Annotated in this window: 23 protein-coding genes; 10 read left to right on the top strand and 13 right to left on the bottom strand. The window is 72.4% G+C overall.

Annotated elements, in window-relative coordinates; translation table 11 throughout:
• Positions 1–52: 52 nt before the first annotated feature.
• Positions 53–1105: a DUF4349 domain-containing protein gene (locus OG214_RS09295; protein ID WP_405984472.1), complete on the bottom strand. Its 1053-nt coding sequence runs from the start codon at positions 1103–1105 to the stop codon at positions 53–55.
• Between the two features lie 125 nt (positions 1106–1230).
• Between OG214_RS09295 and hemG the strand changes: the two genes are divergently transcribed.
• Positions 1231–2721 (top strand): protoporphyrinogen oxidase, encoded by a 1491-nt coding sequence (hemG, locus tag OG214_RS09290; protein ID WP_363085582.1) that lies wholly within the window; start codon positions 1231–1233, stop codon positions 2719–2721.
• Between the two features lie 4 nt (positions 2722–2725).
• Positions 2726–3442 carry a hydrogen peroxide-dependent heme synthase gene (hemQ, locus tag OG214_RS09285; RefSeq protein WP_363085581.1) on the top strand — a complete coding sequence of 239 codons (717 nt, stop codon included), beginning with the start codon at positions 2726–2728 and terminating at the stop codon, positions 3440–3442.
• Between the two features lie 124 nt (positions 3443–3566).
• Here hemQ and OG214_RS09280 read toward each other — a convergent pair whose 3' ends face one another.
• From OG214_RS09280 to OG214_RS09260, 5 genes are all read right to left on the bottom strand, one after another.
• Complete coding sequence (locus tag OG214_RS09280; RefSeq protein ID WP_405984471.1) at positions 3567–5216, bottom strand: alpha/beta hydrolase; 1650 nt, start codon at positions 5214–5216, stop codon at positions 3567–3569.
• Positions 5217–5466: 250 nt separating this feature from the next.
• Positions 5467–6531 (bottom strand): TIGR04222 domain-containing membrane protein, encoded by a 1065-nt coding sequence (locus OG214_RS09275; RefSeq protein WP_405984470.1) that lies wholly within the window; start codon positions 6529–6531, stop codon positions 5467–5469.
• Positions 6532–6537: 6 nt separating this feature from the next.
• Entirely contained in the window at positions 6538–8055 is a 1518-nt protein-coding gene (locus OG214_RS09270) for a DUF692 domain-containing protein (RefSeq protein ID WP_405984469.1), read from the bottom strand.
• Positions 8056–8237: 182 nt separating this feature from the next.
• The gene (locus OG214_RS09265) at positions 8238–9047 is read right to left on the bottom strand and encodes a DUF4142 domain-containing protein (RefSeq protein ID WP_363084228.1); all 810 of its coding nucleotides are present in this window, start codon (positions 9045–9047) and stop codon (positions 8238–8240) included.
• A gap of 112 nt (positions 9048–9159) precedes the next feature.
• Complete coding sequence (locus tag OG214_RS09260) at positions 9160–9951, bottom strand: peptidyl-tRNA hydrolase (RefSeq protein WP_405984468.1); 792 nt, start codon at positions 9949–9951, stop codon at positions 9160–9162.
• Between the two features lie 82 nt (positions 9952–10033).
• Between OG214_RS09260 and OG214_RS09255 the strand changes: the two genes are divergently transcribed.
• Genes OG214_RS09255 through OG214_RS09240 form a run of 4 tightly spaced genes read left to right on the top strand, consistent with a single transcriptional unit; the run spans position 10034 to position 12556 of the window.
• Complete coding sequence (locus OG214_RS09255) at positions 10034–10711, top strand: AIM24 family protein (RefSeq protein ID WP_365906850.1); 678 nt, start codon at positions 10034–10036, stop codon at positions 10709–10711.
• 2 nt (positions 10712–10713) lie between these two features.
• Positions 10714–11697 carry an ATP-binding cassette domain-containing protein gene (locus OG214_RS09250; protein ID WP_405984467.1) on the top strand — a complete coding sequence of 328 codons (984 nt, stop codon included), beginning with the start codon at positions 10714–10716 and terminating at the stop codon, positions 11695–11697.
• A complete protein-coding gene (locus tag OG214_RS09245) occupies positions 11694–12362 on the top strand; it encodes an ABC transporter (protein ID WP_405984466.1) in 669 nt (222 codons plus the stop codon). The genes OG214_RS09250 and OG214_RS09245 overlap by 4 nt, the downstream gene beginning before the upstream one ends.
• Positions 12363–12376: 14 nt before the next feature.
• Positions 12377–12556 (top strand): hypothetical protein, encoded by a 180-nt coding sequence (locus OG214_RS09240; protein WP_363084236.1) that lies wholly within the window; start codon positions 12377–12379, stop codon positions 12554–12556.
• Between the two features lie 85 nt (positions 12557–12641).
• Here OG214_RS09240 and OG214_RS09235 read toward each other — a convergent pair whose 3' ends face one another.
• The 6 genes from OG214_RS09235 to zapE form a co-directional block, all read right to left on the bottom strand.
• Positions 12642–13463 carry a polysaccharide deacetylase family protein gene (locus OG214_RS09235; protein WP_363084235.1) on the bottom strand — a complete coding sequence of 274 codons (822 nt, stop codon included), beginning with the start codon at positions 13461–13463 and terminating at the stop codon, positions 12642–12644.
• A 154-nt stretch (positions 13464–13617) separates the two neighbouring features.
• Entirely contained in the window at positions 13618–14511 is an 894-nt protein-coding gene (locus OG214_RS09230; RefSeq protein WP_363084233.1) for a polyphosphate kinase 2 family protein, read from the bottom strand.
• A 163-nt stretch (positions 14512–14674) separates the two neighbouring features.
• Positions 14675–16045, bottom strand: a complete 1371-nt coding sequence (locus tag OG214_RS09225; protein WP_405984465.1) for an alkaline phosphatase PhoX — start codon at positions 16043–16045, stop codon at positions 14675–14677.
• An 80-nt stretch (positions 16046–16125) separates the two neighbouring features.
• Positions 16126–16326 carry a hypothetical protein gene (locus tag OG214_RS09220; RefSeq protein ID WP_405984464.1) on the bottom strand — a complete coding sequence of 67 codons (201 nt, stop codon included), beginning with the start codon at positions 16324–16326 and terminating at the stop codon, positions 16126–16128.
• Positions 16327–16351: 25 nt separating this feature from the next.
• Positions 16352–16780, bottom strand: coding sequence for an OsmC family protein (locus tag OG214_RS09215; protein ID WP_363082282.1), 429 nt, complete (start codon positions 16778–16780; stop codon positions 16352–16354).
• 140 nt (positions 16781–16920) lie between these two features.
• Positions 16921–18045: a cell division protein ZapE gene (zapE, locus tag OG214_RS09210; protein WP_405984463.1), complete on the bottom strand. Its 1125-nt coding sequence runs from the start codon at positions 18043–18045 to the stop codon at positions 16921–16923.
• 37 nt (positions 18046–18082) lie between these two features.
• On the opposite strand from zapE, the gene OG214_RS09205 reads away from it, so the two are divergent.
• From OG214_RS09205 to msrB, 4 genes are all read left to right on the top strand, one after another.
• A complete protein-coding gene (locus OG214_RS09205; protein ID WP_405984462.1) occupies positions 18083–18883 on the top strand; it encodes a pyrimidine reductase family protein in 801 nt (266 codons plus the stop codon).
• A gap of 131 nt (positions 18884–19014) precedes the next feature.
• Positions 19015–19485 carry an indole-3-glycerol phosphate synthase gene (locus tag OG214_RS09200; protein ID WP_363082279.1) on the top strand — a complete coding sequence of 157 codons (471 nt, stop codon included), beginning with the start codon at positions 19015–19017 and terminating at the stop codon, positions 19483–19485.
• Between the two features lie 59 nt (positions 19486–19544).
• On the top strand, positions 19545–20948 hold the full coding sequence (murC, locus tag OG214_RS09195; RefSeq protein WP_405984461.1) for a UDP-N-acetylmuramate--L-alanine ligase: 1404 nt from the start codon (positions 19545–19547) through the stop codon (positions 20946–20948).
• Between the two features lie 9 nt (positions 20949–20957).
• On the top strand, positions 20958–21365 hold the full coding sequence (gene msrB, locus OG214_RS09190) for a peptide-methionine (R)-S-oxide reductase MsrB (protein WP_363082277.1): 408 nt from the start codon (positions 20958–20960) through the stop codon (positions 21363–21365).
• 87 nt (positions 21366–21452) lie between these two features.
• Here the strand turns inward: msrB and OG214_RS09185 are convergent, their stop codons facing one another.
• A complete protein-coding gene (locus OG214_RS09185; RefSeq protein WP_405984460.1) occupies positions 21453–23960 on the bottom strand; it encodes a GTPase-associated protein 1-related protein in 2508 nt (835 codons plus the stop codon).
• Positions 23961–24001 lie beyond the last annotated feature (41 nt).

The raw sequence follows: 24001 nt of genomic DNA, 5'->3' as shown, positions 1-24001 counted from the left end.
CGCGTCCCTTCGTTGCGTATGCGTGGGGAACGCTACGCGGGCGGAGCCCCGATCAGTCCTCCGGTGTCGCCCGCGGACCCGGCCCGCCGGGAGTGCCGGGAGTGCCTTCGGGGCCGCTCGGGCCCGCCGGGCCGTTCCCCTCAGGGGCGGGCGGCGCCGGACGCCCGGTCCTGGGCCGGGCCGGGACCGCGGCGGGACGTCCCTGGTGCGCCCCGGTCGCGGACAGCAGCCGGCGCGCCAGCCGCCACAGCGCGTAGAGCACGGCGAACGCCGCGGCGAACGGCGCCACCGCGCCGATCACGACCGCTATCCAGCGCACCGTCGCGGTGAACGCGTCCCAGCCGCCGCCCAGGGCGTCCAGGAAGCCCGGACCGTCATCCTCCTTCGTCTTCTGCGGCCTGGCGAGCGGTGCCTCGGAGAGCTCCAGGGTGATCGTGGCCAGCGTGGTGCGGTCCTTGAGCGAGGCCTGCTGGGCGAGCAGGGACTCCAGCGCCGCCTGACGGCTGCTCAGCTCCCCCTCCAGCGCGACCACGTCGCCGAGCTTGGTGGCCCGGTCCATCAGCTCCCGTATCCGCGCCACGCTCACCCGCTGCGAGGCGATCCTGCTGTCCACGTCGACCACCTGGTCGGTGACGTCCTCGGCGTTCGCCTTACGGGCCAGCAGCGTTCCGGTGCCCTCCAGTTCGGCCAGGACCGAGTCGTACTCGTCCTGCGGGACCCGCAGCACGATGCGCGACATCACATAGGAGTCCCCGTCCAACTCGGTGGACTCGTTCTCGACCAGGCCCCCGGCGTTCACGGCCGCGGCGCGCGCCGTGGACAGCGCCTTCTGCGTGTCCTTGACGCGCACGGTGAGTTCGGCGGTACGGATCACATGGGTGCCCGCCCGTGAGGGCGCTGTGGTCGCCTTCGCCCCCTCGCTGCCCGGAGCCTGGGCCGCCTGGTCGGCCGCCCCCGCGCCTTTCTGCCCGCCCCCCTGCGCGGGAGCGGCGTCCGCGGCTCGGTCCGAGGACGAATTCTGGCTCTCGGTGTCGTTCGCACCGCATCCGGCGAGTGCGAGCGAGATGGTGAGTAGTGCCGCCGCGAACGCGGGTGTCCTGCGCATACCGGCCCCCCTGGGCAAAATCGGATGACGCCGGTTCGACGTGTGAGGCCTGTGGACGGGTTGCCCGTTATCGGTTCCGAAGCGGTCACGGTCGGGACTCGTTACGGGTTTGAGAGAGTGGGGTCATGGAGCCGAGCGCGCAGCACGTGGACACACACACAGGTCATGTCGTCGTCATCGGGGGCGGAATCGCCGGTCTGGCGGCGGCGCACCGGCTGCTCGGCGCCGGGATCGAGGTGACCCTGCTGGAGGCCACCGACCGGCTCGGCGGAAAGCTGTACGCGGGCGAGATCGAGGGCGCGCCCGTCGACCTCGGAGCCGAGTCGATGCTCGCGCGCCGCCCCGAGGCCGTCGATCTGGCCCAGGCCGTAGGGCTCGGCGGACTGCTCCAGCCGCCCGCCACCGCCACCGCGTCGGTCTGGACCCGCGGCGAGCTGCGGCCCATGCCCAAGGGCCATGTGATGGGCGTGCCGGGCGATCCCGCGGCCCTCGCGGGTCTGCTCTCCGACGAGGGCCTGGCCCGGATCGCCCGCGAACCCGAACTGGCGCCCACGGAGGTCGGCGACGACGTGTCGGTCGGCGCGTATGTCGCCGAGCGGCTCGGCAGGGAGGTCGTCGACCGGCTGGTGGAGCCGCTGCTCGGCGGGGTCTACGCGGGCGACGCGTACCGCATCTCCATGAAGGCGGCCGTCCCGCAGCTCTTCGCCGCGCTCCGGACCCATGACTCCCTGCTGGAGAGCGTCCGCGACCTCCAGGCGAAGGCCGCCGAAGCGAGTGCCGCCGGCGGCGCGGACACCGCGCACGGCGACGGCTCCGGGAAGTGGCGGACGGGCGCCGTCTTCGCGGGCATCGAGGGCGGCGTGGGCCGGCTGCCGGGCGCCGTGGCCGACGCCGTACGGGCCGGGGGCGGCCGGATCCGTACGGAGACCCCCGTCCTCGGTCTCACCCGTACCGCCGACGAGTGGCGGATCCGTACCGGCGGCGAGGTACTGACCGCCGACGGCGTGGTCCTGGCGACCCCCGCCTGGTCCGCCTCCGCCCTGCTCGCCGACGAGTCCCCGGCCGCCTCCGCGGAACTCGCCGAGGTCGAGTACGCCTCGATGGCGCTGGTGACGATGGCCTTCCGGCGCGCCGACGCCGCCGCGCTGCCCGCCGGCAGCGGCTTTCTCGTACCGCCCGTCGACGGGCACACGATCAAGGCGTCGACCTTCTCCACCCGCAAGTGGGGCTGGGTCGCGGACGCCGCCCCTGGTCTCTTCCTCCTGCGTACCTCGATCGGGCGGTACGGCGAGGAGGAGCGGGTGCACCAGGACGACGCCGATCTGGTCGAGGTCTCCCTGCGCGACCTCGGCGAGGCGACCGGGCTCGCCGCGCGTCCCGTGGCCACCGAGGTGACCCGCTGGATCGGCGGTCTGCCGCAGTATCCCGTGGGGCACCAGACCCGGGTGGCGCGGATCCGCGAGGCGGTCGCCAAGCTGCCGGGACTGCGGGTCTGCGGAGCCCCGTACGACGGGGTCGGTATCCCGGCCTGTATCGCGAGCGCCCGCCGCGCGGCCGACGAGATCATCGCCACGTCGACCCTGGCGTGGGGCACCGGACGGGGCGCGGGAGAATAGGCGTATGACTGCTGCTCCAGAGAAGACCCCGAACGCGGGCAAGAAGGCCAAGGACCTCAACGAGGTCATCCGCTACACGCTGTGGTCCGTCTTCAAGCTGCGTGACGTGCTGCCCGAGGACAGGAACGGCTACGCGGAGGAGGTCCAGGAGCTGTTCGACCAGCTCGGTGCCAAGGACATCACCGTACGGGGGACGTACGACGTGTCCGGGCTGCGCGCCGACGCCGATGTCATGATCTGGTGGCACGCCGAGACCTCGGACGAGCTTCAGGAGGCGTACAACCGCTTCCGCCGCACACGGCTGGGGCGGGCGCTGGAGCCGGTCTGGTCGAACATGGCGCTGCACCGGCCCGCCGAGTTCAACAAGTCGCACGTACCGGCCTTCCTGGCCGACGAGACACCCCGCGACTATGTGAGCGTCTACCCCTTCGTGCGCTCGTACGACTGGTATCTGCTGCCCGACGAGGACCGCCGCAGGATGCTCGCGGACCACGGCAAGATGGCGCGTGGCTACCCGGACGTACGCGCCAACACCGTGGCGTCGTTCTCGCTCGGCGACTACGAGTGGGTGCTCGCCTTCGAGGCCGACGAGCTGTACCGGATCGTCGATCTGATGCGTCATCTGCGCGGCTCGGAGGCCCGGATGCATGTCCGCGAGGAGGTCCCGTTCTACACGGGCCGCCGTAAGTCGGTCGCGGAACTGGTCGCCGGGCTGGCCTGAGTCCGGGGTGATGCCCCAGGGCGTGTCCACGGCTTTCCGGACACGCGCGGGGCGCACGGGTTTCCGTCGCCCGCGCTCGGTGACCGGTCCCCGGCTGTACGGACCGGTCACCCCGCCCGGAAGATCAGACGATCGGCGGCAGCTTGCGGCCGCCCGACCGTTCGTCCAGCGACACCGGGTTCGGCTCCGCGTGCGGCGCGCACTCCGCGCGCCGCACCGGTGTCTCTCCGCGGAGCAGATAGTCCTCCAGGTATTTGTTGACACAGGCGTTGCCGCCGCCGGCGATCCCGTGCGTACCCGCGTCGCGCTCGGTCACCAGGGCGGAACCGGCCAGCCTGCGCTGTAGTTCGAGCGCCCCCTCGTAGGGCGTCGCCGCGTCCCGTTCGGCCGCGAGGATCAGCGTCGGCGGAAGCTCACCGGGCCAGGTGCGGATGTCGAGCGGCCGCTGCCGGGGCGCCGGCCAGTAGGCGCACGGCAGATTCATCCAGGCGTTGTCCCAGGTCTCGAAGGGCGCGCGGCGGGCGAGTTCGGTGTTGTCGCGGTCCCACACCCGCCAGTCCGTCGGCCAGGGCGCGTCGTTGCACTCGACGGCGGTGTACACGGCGTTGCCGTTCTCGCTGTCGGCGGCGGCCACCGGCCGGGGCGAGGCCTGTGCGATCAGCGGAGCCGGGTTGCCCTTGACGTACTCGGAGAGCGCGGTGGCGCGCATCGCCCAGTAGTCGTCGTAGTAACCGGCCCCGAGCATCGCCGCCTGCAACTGGCCGGGGCCGACCTTTCCGCCGGCGGGCTCGTGCGCCACCTCGGCGCGTACCTTCTCGTAACTGCTCTGGACCTCCTCCGGAGTGGTGCCCAGCCGGTAGGTCTTGTGGTGCTTGGCGACCCAGGCGCGGAAGTCGGCCCAGCGGCGTTCGAACGCGACCGACTGGGCGAGGTTGTTGCCGTACCAGATCTGCCGGGGGTCCGGGTTGACCGCCGAGTCGAAGACCATCCTGCGCACATGGGAGGGGAAGAGCGTCGCGTAGAGCGCGCCGAAGTAGGTGCCGTACGAGGCGCCCATGAAGGTCAGTCTCTCCTCGCCGAGCGCCGCGCGCAGCACATCCAGATCGCGGGCGTTGTTCAGGGAGGTGAAGTGGGCCAGGGCGGGCCCGGCGTTCTCGGCGCAGCCCTGGGCGTACGCCTTGGCCTCGGCGATCCGCTCCCGTTTGTACGACTCGGAGGGATGCGCCGGGGACGGGGTCGGGGCCTTGGTGAAGTCCGCCGGGTCCGCGCAGGAGAGCGGGGCGGACCGGCCCACTCCCCGGGGGGCGTAGCCGACGATGTCGTACGCCTGGGCGATCCGCTTCCACTCGGACATCTCGGCGGCCATCGGGAAGTACATGCTGGAGGCGCCGGGGCCACCGGGGTTGAAGACCAGCGCGCCCTGCCGCTGGTCCGGCTCGCCGCCCGCGCGGACCCGGCTGACGGTGAGAGAGATCTTCCGGCCGTCGGGCTCCGCGTAGTCGAGCGGGACCTCGACCGTGCCGCAGGTGATGGGAGCGGGCAGCATCTCGGACTCGGGGCAGGGACCGAACCGGATACCGGTGGCGGCGGCGTGCCGGGCGGCACGGGCGACGCCCCGGCTCTCGGCCGCGACGGCGGCCTTGGTACGGGAGATGACCGCGCCGGCGATACCGGAGCCCGTGCCGTCGGCGCCGTCGGCGGGGGTGACGACGAGCGCCGACAGGACCAGGGAGCCGAGGGTGGTCAGAGCCCCGTACTTCGCTACAGCTCGCATCGCGTTCCCTTCAGGCCTGCGATTGAGGGTCAACCGCAGACAGAGGGTCAGCAGAGGGAAGGGGCTTCGCAAGGACTGGTGAGCGGTGTCGGGAGCGATGACCCCGATGCGCCCCAGGGCCACTCAGGAGGGTCTTCCGGGGTGCGGAGTGGTCGGGGATGTGCGGGGGGAGGGAGCGGGGCGCGGGGGCCGCGCCGCCGCCCTCACCGTCGGATCCGCGAAGGGGACGCGCTGCCCGTGGGCTCCGGTCTCAGGAACCGCCTCCGCCGCCACCTCCGCAACTACTGCCTCCGCCGCCGCCTCCGCCGCAACTGCTGCCGCCTCCGCCGCCGCCTCCGCCGCAACTGCTGCCGCCTCCGCCACCTCCTCCGCCGCAGCTGCTGCCGCCCCCGCCTCCGCCGCAGCTGCCGCCCCCGGAGGAACCCCCGCCGCCACCGCAGGAGTTCGCGCCGCAGCCGGACCCCGACCCGCCGCATCCCGAACCCGAACCGGGATCTCCGCCCGAGCACCATGCCACCACCGCGGCGGCGGTGGACCCGGCGGTGGAGAAGTCCCGTCCCGGCCGCAGCCGGGTGGCGGCCAGCAAGTGCTGTTGCAGCAGGGGATCGGGCAGCGCCGTGATGCCGTGCGCCGCGACGAGACGGTCCGCCGGTGCGCCGCCGCCGTACGGATGAGCCGCGACGAACTCCCGCAGCGCCCGCTGCCCCGCCGCCGTGATCCGCCGTCCGGTGAGGGACGAGCAGACCATTCCGACGACGGCCCCCGCGAACAGGGTCGGCAACAGGGAGAAACCCGCCGGACTGCCGTCGCCCGGGACGGAGCCCGCAACGAACACCATGATGGCCAGCACGAAGCACACGGGCAGTCCGAGAAAGCACAGGAGCGCCTGTATCCCTCCCCAGCGCCTCGGCCCGCGCGCCTCCGCCGGGGGCACCAGCAGGCCCCGGGCCGCGAGGCCGTCGCCCACCCGCTGTACGGCGGGACCGCGCATCACCGCGAGCCGGAGCGTGTGCAGGGCGCCGCTGGGCGCCGTGGCGTGTTCCTGGAGTACGGCCTGTTCCACCTCGTTCCTGGCGACCGGGTGCGGTACGGAGACGATGCCGGGGCCGCCGACGATCAGCCGGCCGTCCGCGTGCATCCCGGCGATCGCGGCGTCCGCGACCCGGCCGGGACCGCCGCCGAGGAAGGCCGCCTCCATCACGTCATGGACGTGACCGCCCGGACCCCGGCGGCGCAGCCGGACCACGGCGGAGATCAGCAGTGCGGAGGAGACGGCCACGGCGAGATGGACCACCGTCACGAGGATCACGGTCATCGTCCGTCACCTCCCCGCGAGCGCGGCGCGCGCCCTGCGGACCAGCCGGGTCGCCCGGCGCGGCGGACGCGATCCGGCGCGCTCCTGCCACCAGGAGGTCAGCTCGCGCCGGGCGACGGGGTCCTCCGGCCGCCCCTCGATCAGCAGATGCTCGGCGAAGTCGAGGGCGTCGCGGCGGTAACCGGCGCGCATGGGCCGGTTCGCGGCGTACGAGAGAAAGGCCGGCCGGTAGCCGCCGCCGAGGATCCCGGGCAGCTCGGGAGCGACCTTGGCGATCACATCGGCACGCTTGGCGGCGAGCGCACGGCTCTGCACCCGCACCCGCCGGGTGTCGAACCCTTCGGGGACGGGCGTACCGGCGACCAGCGCGGAGAGCAGGGCGGCCTCACGCAGCGCGAGCCGCTCGCGCGCCGCGTCGGTGGAACTGTCCGACGTGTCGTCGGCCGAGGGGAGTTGGCGCGGTACGGAAGGGACAGACGGTACGGAAGGCGCCACGAGCAGGGTGCCGGGGCGGGCGTCGCGCCGGGCGCCGGCGGCCGGGTGCGACAGGGTGGCAGGCTCACCCGTAGCCGTAGCCGTAGCCGTAGCCGTAGCCGTAGCCGTAGCCGTAGCCGTAGCCGTAGCCGTAGCCGTAGCCGTAGCCGTAGCCGTAGCCGTAGGGCCAGCCATTGCCGTAGCGGTACCGGCGTGCGCTGTGATCGTGAGGGTCTCGCGGATCACCGTCAGTTCGCCCGCCAGCTCCGACGCCGGCGGGAAGTCGTCGTCCCGCTCCAGCAGCACACCCGGCGGGGCGATCCGCGAGCGCAGCTCCGCCAGCACATCGAGGACCGGCCGCGTGACCGGGTGCGCGTGGGTGTCGTGCCAGACCCCGTCCCGCTCGACACCGCCCGCGACATGGACGTACGCGATGGCCTCGACCGGCAGTTCGTCCAGAGCCTTCGCGGGGTCCTCGCCCCGGTTCACCCGGTTGGTGTGCAGATTGGCGACATCGATCAGCAGCCGTACCCCGGTGCGCTCGACCAGCTCCGCGAGGAACTGGCCCTCGCTCATCTCCTCGCCGGGCCAGGAGATCAGCGCCGCGATGTTCTCCACCGCGAGCGGCACGGGCAGCGCGTCCTGGGCGATGCGTACGTTCTCGCAGAGCACGCGCAGGGCGTCCCTGGTCCGTGGCACCGGCAGCAGATGCCCCGCTTCGAGCACGGGGGACGCGGTGAGCGGCCCCCCGGCCCGTACGAACGCGATGTGCTCGGTGACCAGCGGGGAGCCCAGCGCCTCGGCGCGCTCCGCGAGATCCGCGAGCCGCCGCGCGTCGGGCCGCTCCGCGCCGCCCAGACCGAGTGAGACCCCGTGCGGCACGACGGTGACGCCGCGCTCACGGAGCCGTACGAGCGAGTCGGGCAGATGGCCGGCGCAGAGGTTCTCCGCGACGGCCTCGACCCAGTCGACCCCGGACAGCCCTTCCACCGCGTCGGCGATCTCCGGACGCCAGCCGATACCGATGCCCAGCTCTGGTATGTCCCTCATGGCTCCCCCTCCTCGGTGCGCGACAGCGCAACGGTGCAGGGGTGATGACCCCGCCGGGCGCCGCTGAATCCGCTGAGGAGGACGTTCAGAGGTCGATTTGAGGTTCCACGGCCTTCCGACGGCTCCGGGCCCGTCGGCGGGACTGCCGACGGGCCCACCGGCGGGCCCGCCGACCGGCGCTGTTACGGAAGGGGAGTGGGGGGAGCGGGCGTCTGCTGTTCCGTTCCCGGCTCCGGCCGGTTGGTGTTGATCGCCGTCGGCGCGCCCGGCTGGGTGGAGGGCCGGGAGGTGAAGGACTGGTCGCCGGTGGCCTCGGCGGGCGACGGCGCCGGCGGAAGGTTCCCGTCCGGGGGCGGCGGCCCGGTCGGACTGGCGGTGGCGGTGCCCGCGGCCTCGTTGGCGATGCCGTCGAAGTCGACGAAGCCGGTGGCCTCCAGCATCGTGATGTGGTCCAGGACGGTCTGGTTGGCGTCGCTGGCGAGCTGCCGTATCAGGGTGTTCCTGGTGGTGTGCCGTACCTGCGCGATCAGCGCGAACACCTTGCCGTGGGCGTTGCGCAGCAGATTGGCGAACTTCCGCTCGTACTCCTGGCCCGTGGCCGCGGACAGCTCTCTGAGCCACCCCTGCTGCTGCTCGGTCGGCTGGTTCGGCAGCTCGATCCCGAGCTTGGCCGCCACATCGCGGGCGCGCTTGTCGAGATCGGTGTGGCCGACGACGAGATGGTCACCGCAGTCCTTGATGGCCTGGCTGGGCGCGCGCTGGATGGCCTGCTGCCCGGCCGGCAGCTCCCAGAGCCCGGCCAGCCGCACCTTGACCAGCAGATCACGGTCGGTCGCGGAGAGCGGCCCCCACTGCGTCGCGACGGACGAGGCGTTGAGATTGGCCTGCCCGGTGCCGGAACGGTCGGCGTACGACCAGACGGGGAAGGCCAGCGCCCCGACTGTGGCCACGAGTGCCGCGATGATGAGCGCCGTACCGTTGATGCGTCGCAACAATGTGCTGCCTCCCGAACCGTTGAGGACACCGCTGAACCAACCGCCGCCCGACGGGGCCGTTGAACCTGCGCGGCGGTACCGGGAGATACGTACACGGCCTCCGGAATGTTCAGCTCCGCAGGGCCGGGTGGTCGGCCACCACCGTGGCGCTGCCCGGGGCGATCTCCGTGAAGCCCGCGTCGCGGACCAGGGGGAGGCCGCTTGTGGTGAGTGTGTGCCAGTGGGCGGGGGTGGCGGTGCGTACGGCGAGGCGGAAGTCCGCGGCGTGCCAGGCCTTGCGGTCCGTCTCCGACAGTTCCCACCAGGCGAGTTGGGCGCCGTGGCCGGCCTGGGCCATGGCCTTGCCCGCGGACATGTCCAGTTCGGGGTTGAGCCAGAGGACCGGGTGCGCCGGGTCGGGGGCGGGCGGGGGCTCGGGGTCGGTGAGGTCGGTGCCCGAGACCTGGAGCTTGGCCAGATCCTTGGGCCAGCCGTCGAGCGGGACCGGCGGGAAGACCCGTACCTCGGCGGGCGGTACGGCCTGCGCCGAGGGCCCCGTACCGATGACCGTCAGACCCGGGAGCGCCGAGGCCCGGCGCCACTCCGCGCCGCGGGCCCGCCGTACGACCTTGCGGATCCGGGCGTCCTGCCAGTCCCGTATCGCCTGTGCCCACTCGCCCTCGTCCAGCGACCGCTCGTCGGAGAGCATGACCAGCACCGCGCGGGCCGCCGTCTCCAGGGCGTCGGTACGGGCCGGAGGCGTGGCCTTCTCGATATGGACCACCAGCGGCAGCACGAACTGCGGGGCCTCGTCGCGGCCCGTCCGCTCGTGCTGGAACGGGCTGTCGGTGTCGGTGCCGGTGTCCGTGCCCGTGGCGGTGCCGCTGTTGGTGCTGGTGACGTCGTCGCTGTCGCTGCTCACCGCTCCAGTCTGCCAGCCGCTCCGCCGCCGCCTCGCGCCGGATGATTGGCGGAATGGAAGCCTCCGGGCGAGGATGCACGGCATGAAGAGCGACCTTTTCACCGCGGAGCATCTGGCACAGCCGGCGACCGCCCCCGGGATGACCCTCCAGAACGCCAAATCGATCAAGTACGCCGTCAACGGCGAGATGCACGCGCGGCAGGGCTCCATGATCGCCTACCGGGGCAGTCTCCAGTTCGAGCGCAAGGGCCAGGGCCTCGGCGGCATGCTCAAGCGGGCCGTCACGGGCGAGGGTCTGCCGCTGATGGCCGTCCGCGGGCAGGGCGAGGCCTGGTTCGCCCACGAGGCCGCCAACTGCTTCATCGTCGACGTGGAACACGGTGACTCGCTCACCGTCAGCGGCCGCAACGTCCTCTGCTTCGACCCGACCCTCGCCTACGAGATAAAGACGGTGAAGGGCGCCGGTATGACCGGCGGCGGACTCTTCAACAGCGTCTTCACCGGTTACGGCAAGCTCGGTCTGATCTGCGAGGGCACCCCGATCGTGATCCCCGTCACCGCGCAGGCGCCGGTGTACGTCGACACGGACGCGGTCGTCGGCTGGAGCACACAGCTGGGCACCTCGCTGCACCGTTCGCAGTCGGTCGGCTCGATGATCCGCGGCGGCTCGGGCGAGGCCGTCCAGCTCATGCTCCAGGGCGAGGGCTTCGTGATCGTCCGGCCGAGCGAGGCCACCCCGGCGAAGCCCGCCGCGCACTGACGATGGAACTCCGGGGGGTGGGCCGCCGTTACGGCCTCGGCGGGCCTTGGGTGCTGCGCGGGATCGATCTCGACCTGCCTCCGCGCGCCCTGATCCGGGTCGAGGGCACCAACGGCACCGGGAAGTCGACCCTGCTGCGGCTTCTCGCGGGTATCGACACACCCACCGAGGGGCGTCTGACCGGCCGGCCCCGTACGGCGTACGTCCCCGAACGCTTCCCGGTCTCCCTGCCGTTCACGGCCCTCGGCTATCTGGTGCATCTGGGCAGGATCCACGGGATGGGACGCGTGGTGGCCGAGACCCGCGCCGTCGAGTGGCTGGAGCGGTTCGGGGCCGCCGGCCATGCCCGTACACCCATGTCCGAGCTGTCCAAGGGGACCAGCCAGAAGGTCGCGGTCGCCCAGGCGCTGCTCGCCGGGCCCGAACTGCTGGTGCTCGACGAGGCCTGGACCGGGCTCGACTCCGCCGCCCGTACGGAACTGGACCGCGCGGTCGCGGAACGGATCGCGGAGGGCGGCACCGTCGTGTTCGTCGACCACGATCCGCTGCGGCTGGCGGGCGCCGCGGACGAGGTGTACGCGCTGGTGGACCGCGGACTGGTACGCCGTACGGCCGAGGCTCACGGGGACGGCGGCGGGCACGGGCCACGGGTACGGATCGTGGCCGTGGGACCGCCGGGGGCGCCGCCGCCAGGCGGACTGCCCGGTTCGCCGGCGTACGAGCCCGGCCCGGACGGAGCCGTGGCGCTGACGGCGCCGGCCGTGCACTCCGACGCCCTGCTGCGGGCCCTGCTGACGGCACGTCCGCCCTGGCACATCAGAGAGGTACGGGACACGGATTCAGGGGACGACCGCTCACCGGCCGACCGCCCACCCTCCGAGCTCCCAGCGGCCGAGCCCTCACCGGACGTCCGCTCGCGGTCGGCCGCCGTGCCGCTCTCCCCGTCCGCTCCCTCCGTCACCACCACGAGGCACCCCTCCGTATGACCGCTCTGCTCCGCTATCAGACCGCACTGCTGCTGCGCTCGCAGCGCTGGCTCCCGCCCGTCCTGCTGTACGGGATCTTCCTTGTGGTCGGGGTGCGCGCGGGGGAGCCGATTCTGGACTCGCTCGGCTACTCGGCGGCGGCGCTGCTGCCCGTCACCGCCTGGCTGGTCCGTATCTGTGTCACCCAGGAACCGGCCGCCGCCCGTGCGGTCACCGCCGCCGCGCGGGGAACGGCCCGGGTCCATCTCGCCGCGCTGCTGGCCGCCGCCGTCGTCGCGGCCGTGCTCGGGACGGTCGCCACGCTCGTCGTCACCGTGATCAGCGAGCCGAAGAGCGCGGACCACACCGTCGACGTGTCCCCGCTCTCCGCCGGGGCGGCCGGACTGCTCGCCGCCATGGTCTGTTTGCTGCTCGGCGCGGCGGTCGGGGCCCTGTGCGGCAGACCGCTCCTGCGCGGCCGTGGCTGGTCGGTCACGATGACGGCGCTTCTCGCCCTGCTGGCCCTGGTGACCAGCGGATCGCCGGCGAAATACGCGGTCACCGGGCTGGTGACCGGTTCGCGGACGGGGACCGTCGAACTGCCGGGAGCGGCGCTCGCGGGCGCCGTGCTGGTGGCGGCCGTGGCGGCGGCGGTGGCCTGCGGCCTCGCGACGCGCCGGGGCTGAGTACGCTCGACGGTATGACTGAGGCCGGTATGACCGAGAAGACCGCCGTGGACCGGTCCACGGCGGAGGAGATCGCCTACGCGGACTGTGTGCACTGCGGAAAGCCGACCGAGTACCCGGAATCGGTCAAGGGCGCGACGCTCTGCCCAGTCTGCGAGTGGCAGGAGGCCCAGCGGATGGCCTGCTCGGGCTGAATCCACCGGGGCTCCGCGTACTGCCGGCTGCTGGTGTTGCCGTCGCCGGTGTCGCCGTCGACCGGTCCGGTCCGGACCCTCGTGCTCAGTGCCGCATCAGTTCGGAGACCTTGACGAAGCGGTAGCCGCGCTTCCGCAGCTCGGGCACGATCTTCCCGACCGCCTCCTCCGTCACCGGCGCCGCGCTGCGCGTGCAGTGCATCACCACCAGCGAGCCCGGCTTCACATCCTTGAGGACCTGTTCGGCGACGGCGTCCGCGTCCGTGGCGAAGGCGTCCCCGCTGACGACGTCCCACTGCACGGCGGTCACCTTGGCCGGGGCGAGGGCCCGGAGCGCGGTGTCGTCGTAGCAGCCGCCCGGGAAGCGGAAGTACGGCACCACGTTCCGGGCCCCCGCGTCGCGGAAGGCGGCGAACGCGCGCCGTACGTCCTCGGCCATCTTCTTCTCGCCGACGGTCGGCAGCCCGTAGCAGTCGGCGGTGTAGGCGTAGTGGCTGTAGGAGTGGTTGGCGATCTCGAAGCGCGGGTCGCCGCCGATCGCCTTCGCCTGGCTCGGATACTCCTCGGCCCACCGCCCGGTCATGAAGACCGTCGACGGTACGTCGAGCCGGCGCAGCAGCGAGATCAGGTCGGGATTGTCGAACTGCTCGCCCCGCGCCGCCCGGGGCCCCTGATCGGCCGTCATATCGGCGTCGAAGGTGAGTGCCACGGTCTTCCCGGCGGCCGGGGTCCCGCGCTTGAACACCGGTGTCAGCCCACCGGGACCCGGGGCCATGGTCGGTGGCGCGCCGACCCCCGTACCCCCGGGCGCTCCGGCGGCGCGGGAGGCGGAGAGCGAGGCGGGCGAGTCCGTGCCGCCGGCGCATCCGGCGAGCGCGGCACCCAGGACGGCGACGATGGCGAGCATGCGTACATATGTGGTCACTCACGGAAAATATAGGATGATCTGCCCGGAACGGTTGTACGGCACTCGCGTATACGGCACTCGCGTACACGGCGCGCTTGTATGGCACTAGCGCACCCCCGAGGCCGCCGGGCTCCGTCGTACGGCGGTCGCGCGGTCAGGGCATCCTCAGCAGCTTGTCCCGGGCCCCCTCGACATCGAACCCGGCCTTCGGATAGGCCGGGTCCAGGGCTTCGAGATGTTCCAGGAGCAGGGTGCTGATCACCCAGTTGCGGTACCACTTGCGGTCAGCCGGGACCACATACCAGGGGGCCGCGTCCGTGGAGCAGCGTTCGAGGGCCAGTTCGTACGCCTCCCGGTACGCGGGCCACAGGGCGCGGTCGGCGATGTCGGCGGGGCTGAACTTCCAGTGCTTGTCGGGGTTGTCGAGACGGGCCAGCAGCCGGGCGCGCTGCTCCTCGTAGCCGATGTGCAGGAAGACCTTCACGACGGTCGTGCCCGTGTCGGCGAGCGACTGCTCGAAGAGATTGATCTGGCCGTAGCGGCGGCCCAGATCACGGCGGGGGACCAGCTCGCGTACCCGGGTGATCAGGACGTCCTCGTAGTGCGAGCGGTCGAAGATACCGATCTCGCCCGGCTCGGGGAGAGCGCGTCTGACCCGCCAGAGGAACGGATGGCTCCGCTCCTCCGCGGTCGGGGTCTTGAACGCCCTGACCCGGCAGCCCGCGGGATTGAAGTGCCCGATCACATGCTTGACCGTGCCGCCCTTGCCACTGGTGTCCATGCCCTGGAGGACGAGCAGCAGCCGGCGGGTGCCGCCCGCCGTGCTCGCCGCGTACAGCCGGTCCTGGAGGCCGGCGAGACGTTCCGCCAGCCGGGCGGTGGCGGCGAGCCCCGCCGCCTTGTCCTCCGGGCCGCTCGGAACGGCCCTGGTGTCGTACGAGGAGAGGTCGACGGGCCCGTCCCCGGGGATGCGCAGCAGCTCGCGGAGAGCGGGCGGCGGCTGGTCCCGCCGCTTCTTCTTCTCCTGCTTCGCCGCCTTCGTGGCCACCGCGCACCCCTTCCGGTCGGATCGGTCGGTCACCCCAGGGTGTGTCGGACGGGCGCGCTCCGCGACCGCTGAGCCGTCGGACACCGCGCGCTCCCCGACCGCCGGGCCCCGGGCCGGGCCCGCCGGTGCGGGCCGGGGCGCCGGGCCGCACCGGGGCGCCGGACTACCGCCAGGGGCCGGTCACCGCGAAGGTCGTACCCGGCGCATAGCAGTTGACGTACATCGTGGCGCCGTCCGGAGCGAAGGTGACTCCGGCGAACTCGCCCCACTCGGGATCCTCCGGGGAGCCGAGGGACTGCGCGTTCCGCGCCAGCGCGTACACCTCGCCCTTCCGCGTCACGCCGTACACATGCTGCGCGCCCCCGCCGTCCTCGCACACCATCAGACCACCGCCGGGCGCGAGACAGATGTTGTCGGGGGACTCACCCGGGAGCTGGATGTCCGTGCCGGGGCCGAAGACGATCACCAGGGTCAGCCGGCGCCGGTGCGGCTCGTACTTCCACACCTGTCCGAAGTGGTCCGCCGCCGAGCCCGCCGCGCGCTGCGCGAAGCTGGAGACGAAGTAGACCGAACGCCCGCCCCAGTAGCAGCCCTCCAGCTTCTGCGCGTGGGTGATGCCGCCGGGCCCGAAGTCCTGGAAGCGGACGGGTGTCCCGACGGCGAGCGGGTCCGGTACGGGGACCCACTCCACGCGGTCGAAGCTGGTGCCCGTCTCCTGGACGGCCGAGAGATCCGGCACCCCTGGCACCCGCATGGCCTCCAGGGCGCCGCCCGCGCGCAGCGATCCGGTGCCGCCGCGTGGTTTCTCCGGGAGGAAGCGGTAGAAGAGCCCGAACGGTTTGTCGAACGCGTCCTCCGTCTCGTACACGATGCCGCTGCCGGGGTCGATCGCGACCGCCTCGTGCTGGAAGCGGCCCATGGCGGTCAGCGGTACGGCTCCGGTACGGCGCGGATCCGCGCCGTCGACCTCGAAGATGAAGCCGTGGTCCTTGGTGTAACCGTTCGTACCGGCCTTGTCCTCGGTCTCCTCGCAGGTGAGCCAGGTACCCCAGGGGGTGGGCCCGCCCGCGCAGTTGACGGCCGTACCCGCGAGGGCGACGCGTTCGTCGAGGACATGACCGCGGCCGTCCACTTCGAGCGTCGTACAGCCGCCCTTGCCCATCGGGTCGTAGGTGAGGCCGGGGACGGCCGGGACGGGGAGCGGTGCGGTATTGCGGTTCTCGTGGTTGCGCACGAGACGGACCCGGCCGCGGCGGCCCGCGAAGGCGGCCATACCGTCGTGGTTGCCGGGGACCGTGCCCTCGCCCGAGCGGAGCGGATCGCCCTCCCTGGAGAGGACCTTGTAGCGGAATCCCTTCGGCAGATCGAGCAGACCGTCCGGATCCGGGACCAGCGGACCGTAGCCGTGGTGGCCCAGTCCCGGTGCGGCGGCGCTCGCGGTGCCGGTGAACAGCTCCGGTACGGCCCCGCTGAAGGCGATGGCCGTGGCGCTCGCTCCGGTGCGGGCGAGGATCTGACGTCGTGTTGCGGACATGAGGCAACTCCCTGTTGGCGGACAGGAGACGTGACCCGCTTGTGTGTACCACGTGTGCCGGGACACGTGAACCACGCGGGTCACGGCGTGCCCCGGGTGCCGGACGGGACATCGGGTCCGCGCGTGGCGTGCGTGGCGCGTGTGGCGAGCCTGGGGAATGTGCCGCTTGTGCCGAAGGCGCCGTCTGTGCCGAAAGTGCCGGCGGTGCCGTAGGTGCCGGGTACGACGACGGCCGTGCCGCCCGGTCCGGTGGACGGGGCGGCACGGCCGGTGAGCCGCATTCCCGGATTCGGATCCGGGACCGCGTCAGGAGGCGAGCGACGCGCTCAGCGTGATGGGCGTGCCCGAGAGCGCCTGGCTGACCGGGCAGTTCGCCTTCGCGTCCTCGGCGGCCTTGACGAACTCCGCCTCGTCGAGGCCGGGAACGGTGCCCTCGACCGTGAGGTGGATACCGGTGATGCCGGTACCGGGCTGGAAGGTGACATCGGCCTGCGTGGTCAGCTTGGTCGGCGGGGTGCCGGCCTGGGAGAGACCGTGCGAGAGCGCCATCGAGAAGCAGCTCGAATGGGCGGCCGCGATCAGCTCCTCCGGACTGGTCTTGCCGTTCGCCTTCTCCGCGCGGGAGGGCCAGGAGACCTCCTGGGCCGCGATGCCCGAGGAGTCGAAGGAGACGGTGCCCGTGCCCTGGAGGAGGTTGCCCTCCCAGACCGTGTGCGCCTGGCGCGTGGTGGCCATGGTGGAACCCTTCTGCTTGGTTCTGGGTAGTACGGACGCGACGCGATGACGCGGGTCACCGCGTCTGCTGACCTGCCGACCCGTTGAACTTACCGACCTGCTGAACTTACCGACCTGCTGAACCTATCGACCCGCTGAACCTACCGGGGCACGAGCCCCTGGGCGTCCCGGGCCAGTGCCGTCAACCGCGAGATCGCCCGGAAGTATTTCTTCCGGTAGCCGCCGTTCAGCATTTCCTCGCTGAACAGCCGGTCGAAGGGGAGACCGGAGGCCAGCACCGGGATCTCCCGGTCGTACAGCCGGTCGGCGAGGACGACGAGCCGCAGCGCCGTCGACTGGTCGGGCACGGGAGTGACATCGGTGAGACAGACGGCCCGTACCCCGTCCGTGAGCGCGCCGTACCGGCTCGGATGGACCTTGGCGAGATGGTCGAGCAGCCCGGGGAAGTCGTCCAGACTCGCACCCTCGGTGGCATAGGCGGCCCTGGTCACCTGGTCGTCGGAGTACGGAGCGGGCGCCTCGGGCAGTCCGCGGTGCCGGTAGTCCTCGCCGTCGATACGCAGCGGGCGGAATCGCGCCGCCAGGCCCTGGATCTCCCGCAGGAAGTCCGCCGCGGCGAACCGGCCCTCGCCGAGCTTGCCGGGCAGGGTGTTGGAGGTCGCGGCCAGTGCCACACCCGAGTCGACCAGCCGGCGGAGCAGGCTGGAGATGAGGACGGTGTCGCCCGGGTCGTCCAGTTCGAATTCGTCGATACAGAGCAGCCGGTGGCCGCCCAGGGTCTCCACGGTCTGCTGGAAGCCCAGAGCGCCGACCAGGTTCGTCAGCTCGACAAAGGTGCCGAAAGCTTTCTCTTCCGCCGGGGCGGGGGTCGCGTGCCAGAGGGACGCCAGCAGATGTGTCTTGCCGACGCCGTAACCGCCGTCCAGATAGACCCCGCGCGGACCGGTGGGCGCGGCCGGCTTCCTCGCGAACCAGCGCCGCATTCCGGACCCCGACCCCGCTCCCGGTCCGGAGCCGCCTCCGCCGGGGCCGTGCGCCCCGCCGAGACCCGCGGCGAACGTGCTCAGCGCCGCGACGGCCTGGGACTGACTGGGCTGACCGGGGTCCGGTACGTACGTGTCGAAACGTACGGAGTCGAAGCGCGGCGGCGGCACCATGTCCGCGACCAGACGGTCGGCGGGGACACGCGGCTCACGTGCGCGGAGGGCGACCGGGGTCGCTTCGGTGACCGACCGTTGGCCGGAGGCGGCGGTGGAGTACGACACAACTCTTCACTCTATGCGCCGTGCCAGACTGCTTCGCATGCGACGCCTGTTCCCTGTGACCGATCAGACAGTCCCGGCCGAGGACCGTGCCGAGGACCGGGAGTGGACGCTCGACGAACTGGCCGACGCCTACGCGTACCCCTCGGTGACGGCCGTGGGGGCGAGCGGCGGGGGCAGGCCCTGGCTCCGGGCCAACATGGTGTCCACCCTCGACGGCGCCGCCCAGCACGACGGCCGCTCGGGGACCATCTCCTCCGCCGCCGACATGCGGATCTTCGGGACCCTGCGCGGGCTCGCCGACGCGGTGGTGGTCGGCGCGGAAACGGTTCGTCTGGAGGAGTACCGGCCGGCCCGCGCCCGGGAGGCGTTCGCCGCGCGCCGCGCGGCGGCCGGTCAGGGCCCCGCGCCGGCCATCGCGGTGGTCAGCGCCGGTCTTCACCTCGACTTCTCGCTGCCGCTGTTCAGCGAACCGAGTGTCCCGACCCTGCTGCTGACCGGCGCCGAGGCCCCCGCGGTCCGGATCCGCGACGCCGAGAAGGCGGGCGTGGAGGTGGTGATCGCCGGGGAGGGACCGGGCGTGGACCCCGCCCGCGCCGTACACGCCCTCGCGGAGCGGGGCCTCGTACGGCTGCTCACCGAGGGCGGGCCCCGGCTGCTGGGGCAGTTCGTGGCGGCGGGCGTCCTGGACGAGATGTGCCTCACGGTGTCCCCGACGCTCACCGCGGGGTATGCGCAACGCATCGCGGGGGGCCAGGGTCCCGCGGTACCCGAACGGTTCGCTCTCGTATCGCTCCTGGAGCAGGACGGGTTCCTCTTCAGCCGGTACCGACGCGTCTGACAATCAGCGGAATTCGCCGTTCCGGTTAGCTTCCGGTGGGCAGACTTACTCTCGCAGACCCCGTGCGGGCACGGGGAAGGATGGTTTCAGCAGTGGGGCCGGACGGTCCATGAAGACGAAGGGCGCCTGTCGTGTTCACAAGCGTACTGATGATCGAGAAGCCCCTGACGCCCGAGGACGTGGAATTCGTCACCACCCTCCATGGCGATGAGCCGGTCTCCTTCGTCGTGCTCATGCAGCCCCGCGGAGATCAGGCGGATGTGCTGCTGCGCGCCATCGACGATGTCGCGCTCGGCGAGCTGAGGGATGCCGCCCGGGAGGGCGACACGCCGGAGGGCGCGCAGGCCAGAGGGCCCGCGGAACTGGCCCTCCAGGCATCCCTGGCCGCTCTGCGCGCCCAGGGGTCCGAGGCCACCGGCCAGGTCGTGGAGGAACATCCGCTCGACCATCTCAAGGGGGTCGTGGAGGAGTGCGGCGCCGACGAGGTGATCGTGCTGACCGAGCCGCACTACGTGGAGGAGTTCTTCCACCGGGACTGGGCGTCCAGAGCCCGCCACAAGGTCGGTGTACCGGTGCTCAAACTCTTCGCCCACAGCGAATAGGCTGGGACGACACATAAAACTTGACGCTCCGCCCACGCGCGCACCTGGGAGAACCACCTATGGCACCGGCCCCCGCTGTCCCCGCCGACATGGAACGACCGCACTTCATCGGCATCGGCGGCGCCGGAATGTCGGGTATCGCGAAGATCCTCGCCCAGCGCGGGGCCAAGGTCGCGGGCAGTGACGCGAAGGAGTCGGAGACCGCGGAGGCGCTGCGGGCCCTGGGCGCCACCGTGCACATCGGCCACGCCGCGGCGCATCTCGCGGACGACGCGTCGTGCGTGGTCGTCTCCAGCGCCATCCGCGCCGACAACCCCGAGCTGGCGCGGGCGGCGGAGCTGTCCGTACCGGTGGTGCACCGCTCGGACGCGCTGGCCTCCCTGATGGCGGGCCTGCGGCCGATCGCCGTCGCGGGCACCCACGGCAAGACGACCACGACGTCCATGCTGGCCGTCGCCCTCACCGAGCTGGGCCTCGACCCGTCGTACGCGATCGGCGGCGATCTCTCGGGGCCCGGAACGAACGCGCGGCACGGCGAGGGCGAGATCTTCGTCGCCGAGGCGGACGAGAGCGACCGGAGCTTCCAGAAGTACGACCCCGAGGTCGCGATCGTCCTCAACGTCGAGCTGGACCACCACGCGAATTACGCGTCGATGGACGAGATCTACGAGTCCTTCGAGGCGTTCGCCGCCAAGATCGTCCCGGACGGCACCCTGGTGATCTCCGCCGACCAGGCGGGCGCGGTCGAACTGACCTCGCGGGTCCGCGCGCGGCCGGCGGTCAAGGTCGTCACCTACGGTGAGGCCGAGGCGGCGGACGTACGGGTCCACAAGATCACCGCACGCGGGCTGACCAGCGAGGTCACCGTGCTGCTCGACGGCCGGCCGCTGACCTTCACGGTCTCGGTCCCGGGCCGGCACTACGCACTCAACGCGGTCGCCGCCCTCGCGGCCGGGGTCGCGCTGGGCCTTCCCGCGCACAATCTGGCCTCGGCCCTCGGCAAGTACACCGGTGTCAAGCGCCGCCTCCAGCTCAAGGGCGAGGCCGCCGGCGTCCAGGTGATCGACTCGTACGCGCACCACCCCACCGAGATGACGGCCGACCTGGAGGCGATGCGCGCCGCTGCTGCCCCCGGCTCCCGGCTGCTGGTCGTCTTCCAGCCGCATCTCTTCTCCCGGACGCAGGAGCTGGCCACCGAGATGGGCCAGGCCCTCGCCCTGGCCGACGCCTCGCTGGTCCTGGAGATCTATCCGGCCCGCGAGGACCCCATTCCCGGTGTCACCAGCGCCCTGATCACCGACGCGGCCGTGGCGGCGGGCGCCAGTGTGACGGCCGTACCCGACAAGAACGCGGTCGCCGACGCCGTGGCGGGAATGGCGGGACCCGGTGATCTCGTTCTCACCATGGGCGCCGGAGATGTCACGGACCTCGGTCCGCGCATCCTGGCCCGTCTGACCGACTGAGGAGAGCGCATGTCGTACGACATCGACAAGCCGGACGAGCAGTGGCGCGCGGAGCTGTCCCCCGCGGAGTACCAGGTACTCCGCAAGGCCGGCACCGAGCCCGCCTTCACCGGTGAGTACACGGACACGAAGACGGCCGGTGTCTACTCCTGCCGCGCGTGCGGCGCCGAGCTGTTCCGCTCGGACACGAAATTCGAGTCGCACTGCGGCTGGCCGTCCTTCTACGACCCGAAGGACACGGACGCGGTCGAACTGATCGAGGACCGCTCCCACGGCATGGTCCGTGTCGAGGTCCGCTGCTCCCGCTGCGGCTCGCATCTGGGCCATGTCTTCGAGGGCGAGGGCTACCCGACCCCGACGGACCAGCGGTACTGCATCAACTCGATCTCACTGCGGCTGAGCCCCGACGAGAGCTGAGCCGCGACGAGAGCTGAGCCCCGGCGTGACCGGCACCCGTCGAGGGGTGCCGGTCATCTGCCAGGCCCGCCAGGAGCGCCGGTCAGGTCATGGGCGGTCGTCGCGCGGTTCGTCCGTGGCGGGGGTGCGGGAGCGCCCGCCGAAGCGGAAACCGAGCCGGCCCAGGGCGCCCGGCTTGTTCCACGTTCTGAACTCCTCCACCTTGCGGCCGTCCGTACGTTCCAGACAGCGCTCGACGGCGGCGACGTCGCCCGCGGACAGTGCCCGTACGGCCGGACGCAGCACCTTGTCGAGCAGGGCCGTACGGGTCTGGTCCCAGGTCTTGTTGGCGCCGGGGAGCGCGGTCCAGGTGGTGAAGCAGTGGGCCGCGAACGCGGGTACGGCACGGAGCCGTTCGCGTACGAGATCGTCCTGGGCCGCCCTGCGGTACGCGTCGGTGAGATCCGCGTCGCCGCAGTGGACCAGGGCGTAGAGCTCCCCCTCGGGCCGCTTCTCGGAGATCAGCTGACGGCAGAGCGCCCCGAACGCCTGATCGAGCACGCCCGGTTCGACCGACTCCGCCATGGCGCGCAGCGTGAGCGCCCGGTCGGTCCAGCCCGGACCCGCCCGCCCCGCCGTGAGATCCCCGGCGTATTCGAGAAGCTGGAGAGCGCTCCGTACGCGCGGTTCCAGCTCCTCGCGGAAGCCGCGCAGCAGATCGTGGGCGAGAGCGGGCGAGTCGGGGCTGTCCCCCGGACCTTCGAGCGCGGCCCTGACGAGGGTCTGCCAGGTTCCGGCGGTCCGGTGGGCGTCCGAGCCGGTCTCCGCCAGCAGCAGCCGGGCCTCACCCGGGGTCGGCGCGCCGTCGGCCCACACCAGCCGGGCGGCGGTGCGCAGGACGAGCGGATCGGCGAACGGGGAGACACCGCAGGCCCGCAGCACGGAGCGCAGAACGGTGACACGGCTGCCGTCTACCGGCGCCGCGACGGCCGAGCCCGCCACCTCCGCGCACATCCGCAGATGCGGTATGGCCTGGACCTCCGTGAGAGGGAGGTCGATACGGCCGAACAGGCGGGCGGCGGCGGGCGGGTCGTCCGCGGCGAGGCCGTCGAGTTCGCTGAGCAGCGCGGTGCGCAGATCGAAGTACTCCTCCAGCGCCGTCCGTACGGCCGGGGTGTACACGGACACCGGATCGGCGGTCAGCGCGCGGGAGAGCCGGTGGGCCAGGGCGGGCAGCAGATCCGCGCAGTCCACACCGAGCAGTTCGGCGACGCGCAGCAGCTCCGCCGCCCTTGAGGTGCCGGCCGAGCCGGTCGGGTCCGCGCTGTCGCCTTCCGCGATGCCCGCGCGGAGTTCAGGGGCCAGCTGGTCGGCGAGGCTCCGCTTGAGGTCCTCGGGGAGCGACACGATGTGCAGGGCGGGCAGTTCGAGCCCGGCGGCCGGGTTACGGACGGCCTCGGCCAGGACGAGCGCCGCGAGGGGCGCGGTCGTACGGGCCGGTGCCCGGTCGCCGAGCACCGTGAACAGGCGTGCCAGCGCGGCCGTCTCGGCCGCACCGCGGTCCACGGCGGGCGCGGTCAGGGCCTCGGCGAGCTGATCGAGCCGCTGCCCGTCCAGCGCGTTCGCGTGCTCGTAGGCCCAGACGGCCGCCGCCGTACGGCCGTTCGTGCCCGGGGCTATCCCCGCGCAGAGCGCGGCCACGGCGAGCGGGCCGGGAGCGAAACGGCCGCCCGGCAGTGTCGCCGCCTCCGCGAACAGCTCGGGGGCCCTGCCCAGCCAGATATGCGCGGCGATCTCGGCCCAGACGTCCACGACGGGTGTGTCCTGCCCGGCCGCGTTCGTCGGCCGGGGCGCCGTGCAGTCGATCACGCGGTAGCGGTGGTCGAGACCGGCGAGTTCCCGTGCGTCGTCGGGCAGCACACCGATGATCTGCTGCCCGGCCCGCTCGGGACGCCGGGTGTAGGTGGTGAAGGTCAGCCGGTGGGCACTCGCGCCCGGCAGTACGGCGCCGGCCAGCGCGATCCACCGGGCCACATCGGCGCTGTTCCGCTCCACGAGCACGAGCCGTGGCGCGGTCTCCTCCTCGGCCAGCCCGCGCACGGCGGCGAAGAACCGGGCGAGCCAGGTCGCGCGGGAGGCGGCGAACGACACCAGCTCACGCCGGTCGAAGCCCCGCGACGACGGCGGCCGGTCCAGCGGCGGGAGCGCCCCGCCGTCCGGCGTACCGGCCACCCACTGCGGTGAGTCCCAGGCGCTGATGGGCGGCGCTCCCGTGAAGTGCGCGGCATCGGGCGGCAGATGGACGGCGTGGGCGTGGAAGGTGCCCCAGACGCCGGTGAAGTCGGCTCCCGCGTAGACCGTCCTGGCCAGCAGCCGGCTGCCGTCGGAGAGCACGCTGTAACTCAACGACTGGGGAAACGAGGTGAGTTCGGCGGCGGTCGCACGCAGCGGCGCGCCGGACGGCGGCTCGTACGCGAGGAGCTGCTCGGCCTCCTTGAGGAGCGACTCGGGGACGCCGGGCGTGACCGCCGTGAAGCGGAAGCCCGGCCCGCCGGGGGCGGGTGATCCGTCGGCGTCCGGCACGGCGGAGGTGCAGTGAAGCTGTGCCAGGCTCATGCGCCGGCCCCTTTCGGACCGCGCCGCCGCGCCACCGGGGC

The sequence above is a fragment of the Streptomyces sp. NBC_00872 genome (genome assembly GCF_045161915.1).
Lineage (GTDB): Bacteria > Actinomycetota > Actinomycetes > Streptomycetales > Streptomycetaceae > Streptomyces.
The sequence above is the reverse complement of the archived record's forward strand: the minus strand, read 5'-3'. Positions and strand labels throughout refer to the sequence as shown.

What these genes read in the sequence shown, in the direction of transcription:
- OG214_RS09225 (WP_405984465.1), bottom strand. Translation starts at nt 16,045, where the DNA reads ATGTCCGCAACACGACGTCAGATCCTCGCCCGCACCGGAGCGAGCGCC.
- OG214_RS09220 (WP_405984464.1), bottom strand. Translation starts at nt 16,326, where the DNA reads ATGCGGCTCACCGGCCGTGCCGCCCCGTCCACCGGACCGGGCGGCACG.
- OG214_RS09245 (WP_405984466.1), top strand. Translation starts at nt 11,694, where the DNA reads ATGACCGCTCTGCTCCGCTATCAGACCGCACTGCTGCTGCGCTCGCAG.
- OG214_RS09270 (WP_405984469.1), bottom strand. Translation starts at nt 8,055, where the DNA reads ATGAGGGACATACCAGAGCTGGGCATCGGTATCGGCTGGCGTCCGGAG.
- OG214_RS09205 (WP_405984462.1), top strand. Translation starts at nt 18,083, where the DNA reads ATGCGACGCCTGTTCCCTGTGACCGATCAGACAGTCCCGGCCGAGGAC.
- OG214_RS09280 (WP_405984471.1), bottom strand. Translation starts at nt 5,216, where the DNA reads ATGCGAGCTGTAGCGAAGTACGGGGCTCTGACCACCCTCGGCTCCCTG.
- hemQ (WP_363085581.1), top strand. Translation starts at nt 2,726, where the DNA reads ATGACTGCTGCTCCAGAGAAGACCCCGAACGCGGGCAAGAAGGCCAAG.
- OG214_RS09275 (WP_405984470.1), bottom strand. Translation starts at nt 6,531, where the DNA reads ATGACCGTGATCCTCGTGACGGTGGTCCATCTCGCCGTGGCCGTCTCC.
- OG214_RS09250 (WP_405984467.1), top strand. Translation starts at nt 10,714, where the DNA reads ATGGAACTCCGGGGGGTGGGCCGCCGTTACGGCCTCGGCGGGCCTTGG.
- OG214_RS09240 (WP_363084236.1), top strand. Translation starts at nt 12,377, where the DNA reads ATGACTGAGGCCGGTATGACCGAGAAGACCGCCGTGGACCGGTCCACG.
- OG214_RS09295 (WP_405984472.1), bottom strand. Translation starts at nt 1,105, where the DNA reads ATGCGCAGGACACCCGCGTTCGCGGCGGCACTACTCACCATCTCGCTC.
- murC (WP_405984461.1), top strand. Translation starts at nt 19,545, where the DNA reads ATGGCACCGGCCCCCGCTGTCCCCGCCGACATGGAACGACCGCACTTC.
- msrB (WP_363082277.1), top strand. Translation starts at nt 20,958, where the DNA reads ATGTCGTACGACATCGACAAGCCGGACGAGCAGTGGCGCGCGGAGCTG.
- OG214_RS09235 (WP_363084235.1), bottom strand. Translation starts at nt 13,463, where the DNA reads ATGCTCGCCATCGTCGCCGTCCTGGGTGCCGCGCTCGCCGGATGCGCC.
- OG214_RS09185 (WP_405984460.1), bottom strand. Translation starts at nt 23,960, where the DNA reads ATGAGCCTGGCACAGCTTCACTGCACCTCCGCCGTGCCGGACGCCGAC.
- OG214_RS09215 (WP_363082282.1), bottom strand. Translation starts at nt 16,780, where the DNA reads ATGGCCACCACGCGCCAGGCGCACACGGTCTGGGAGGGCAACCTCCTC.
- hemG (WP_363085582.1), top strand. Translation starts at nt 1,231, where the DNA reads ATGGAGCCGAGCGCGCAGCACGTGGACACACACACAGGTCATGTCGTC.
- OG214_RS09255 (WP_365906850.1), top strand. Translation starts at nt 10,034, where the DNA reads ATGAAGAGCGACCTTTTCACCGCGGAGCATCTGGCACAGCCGGCGACC.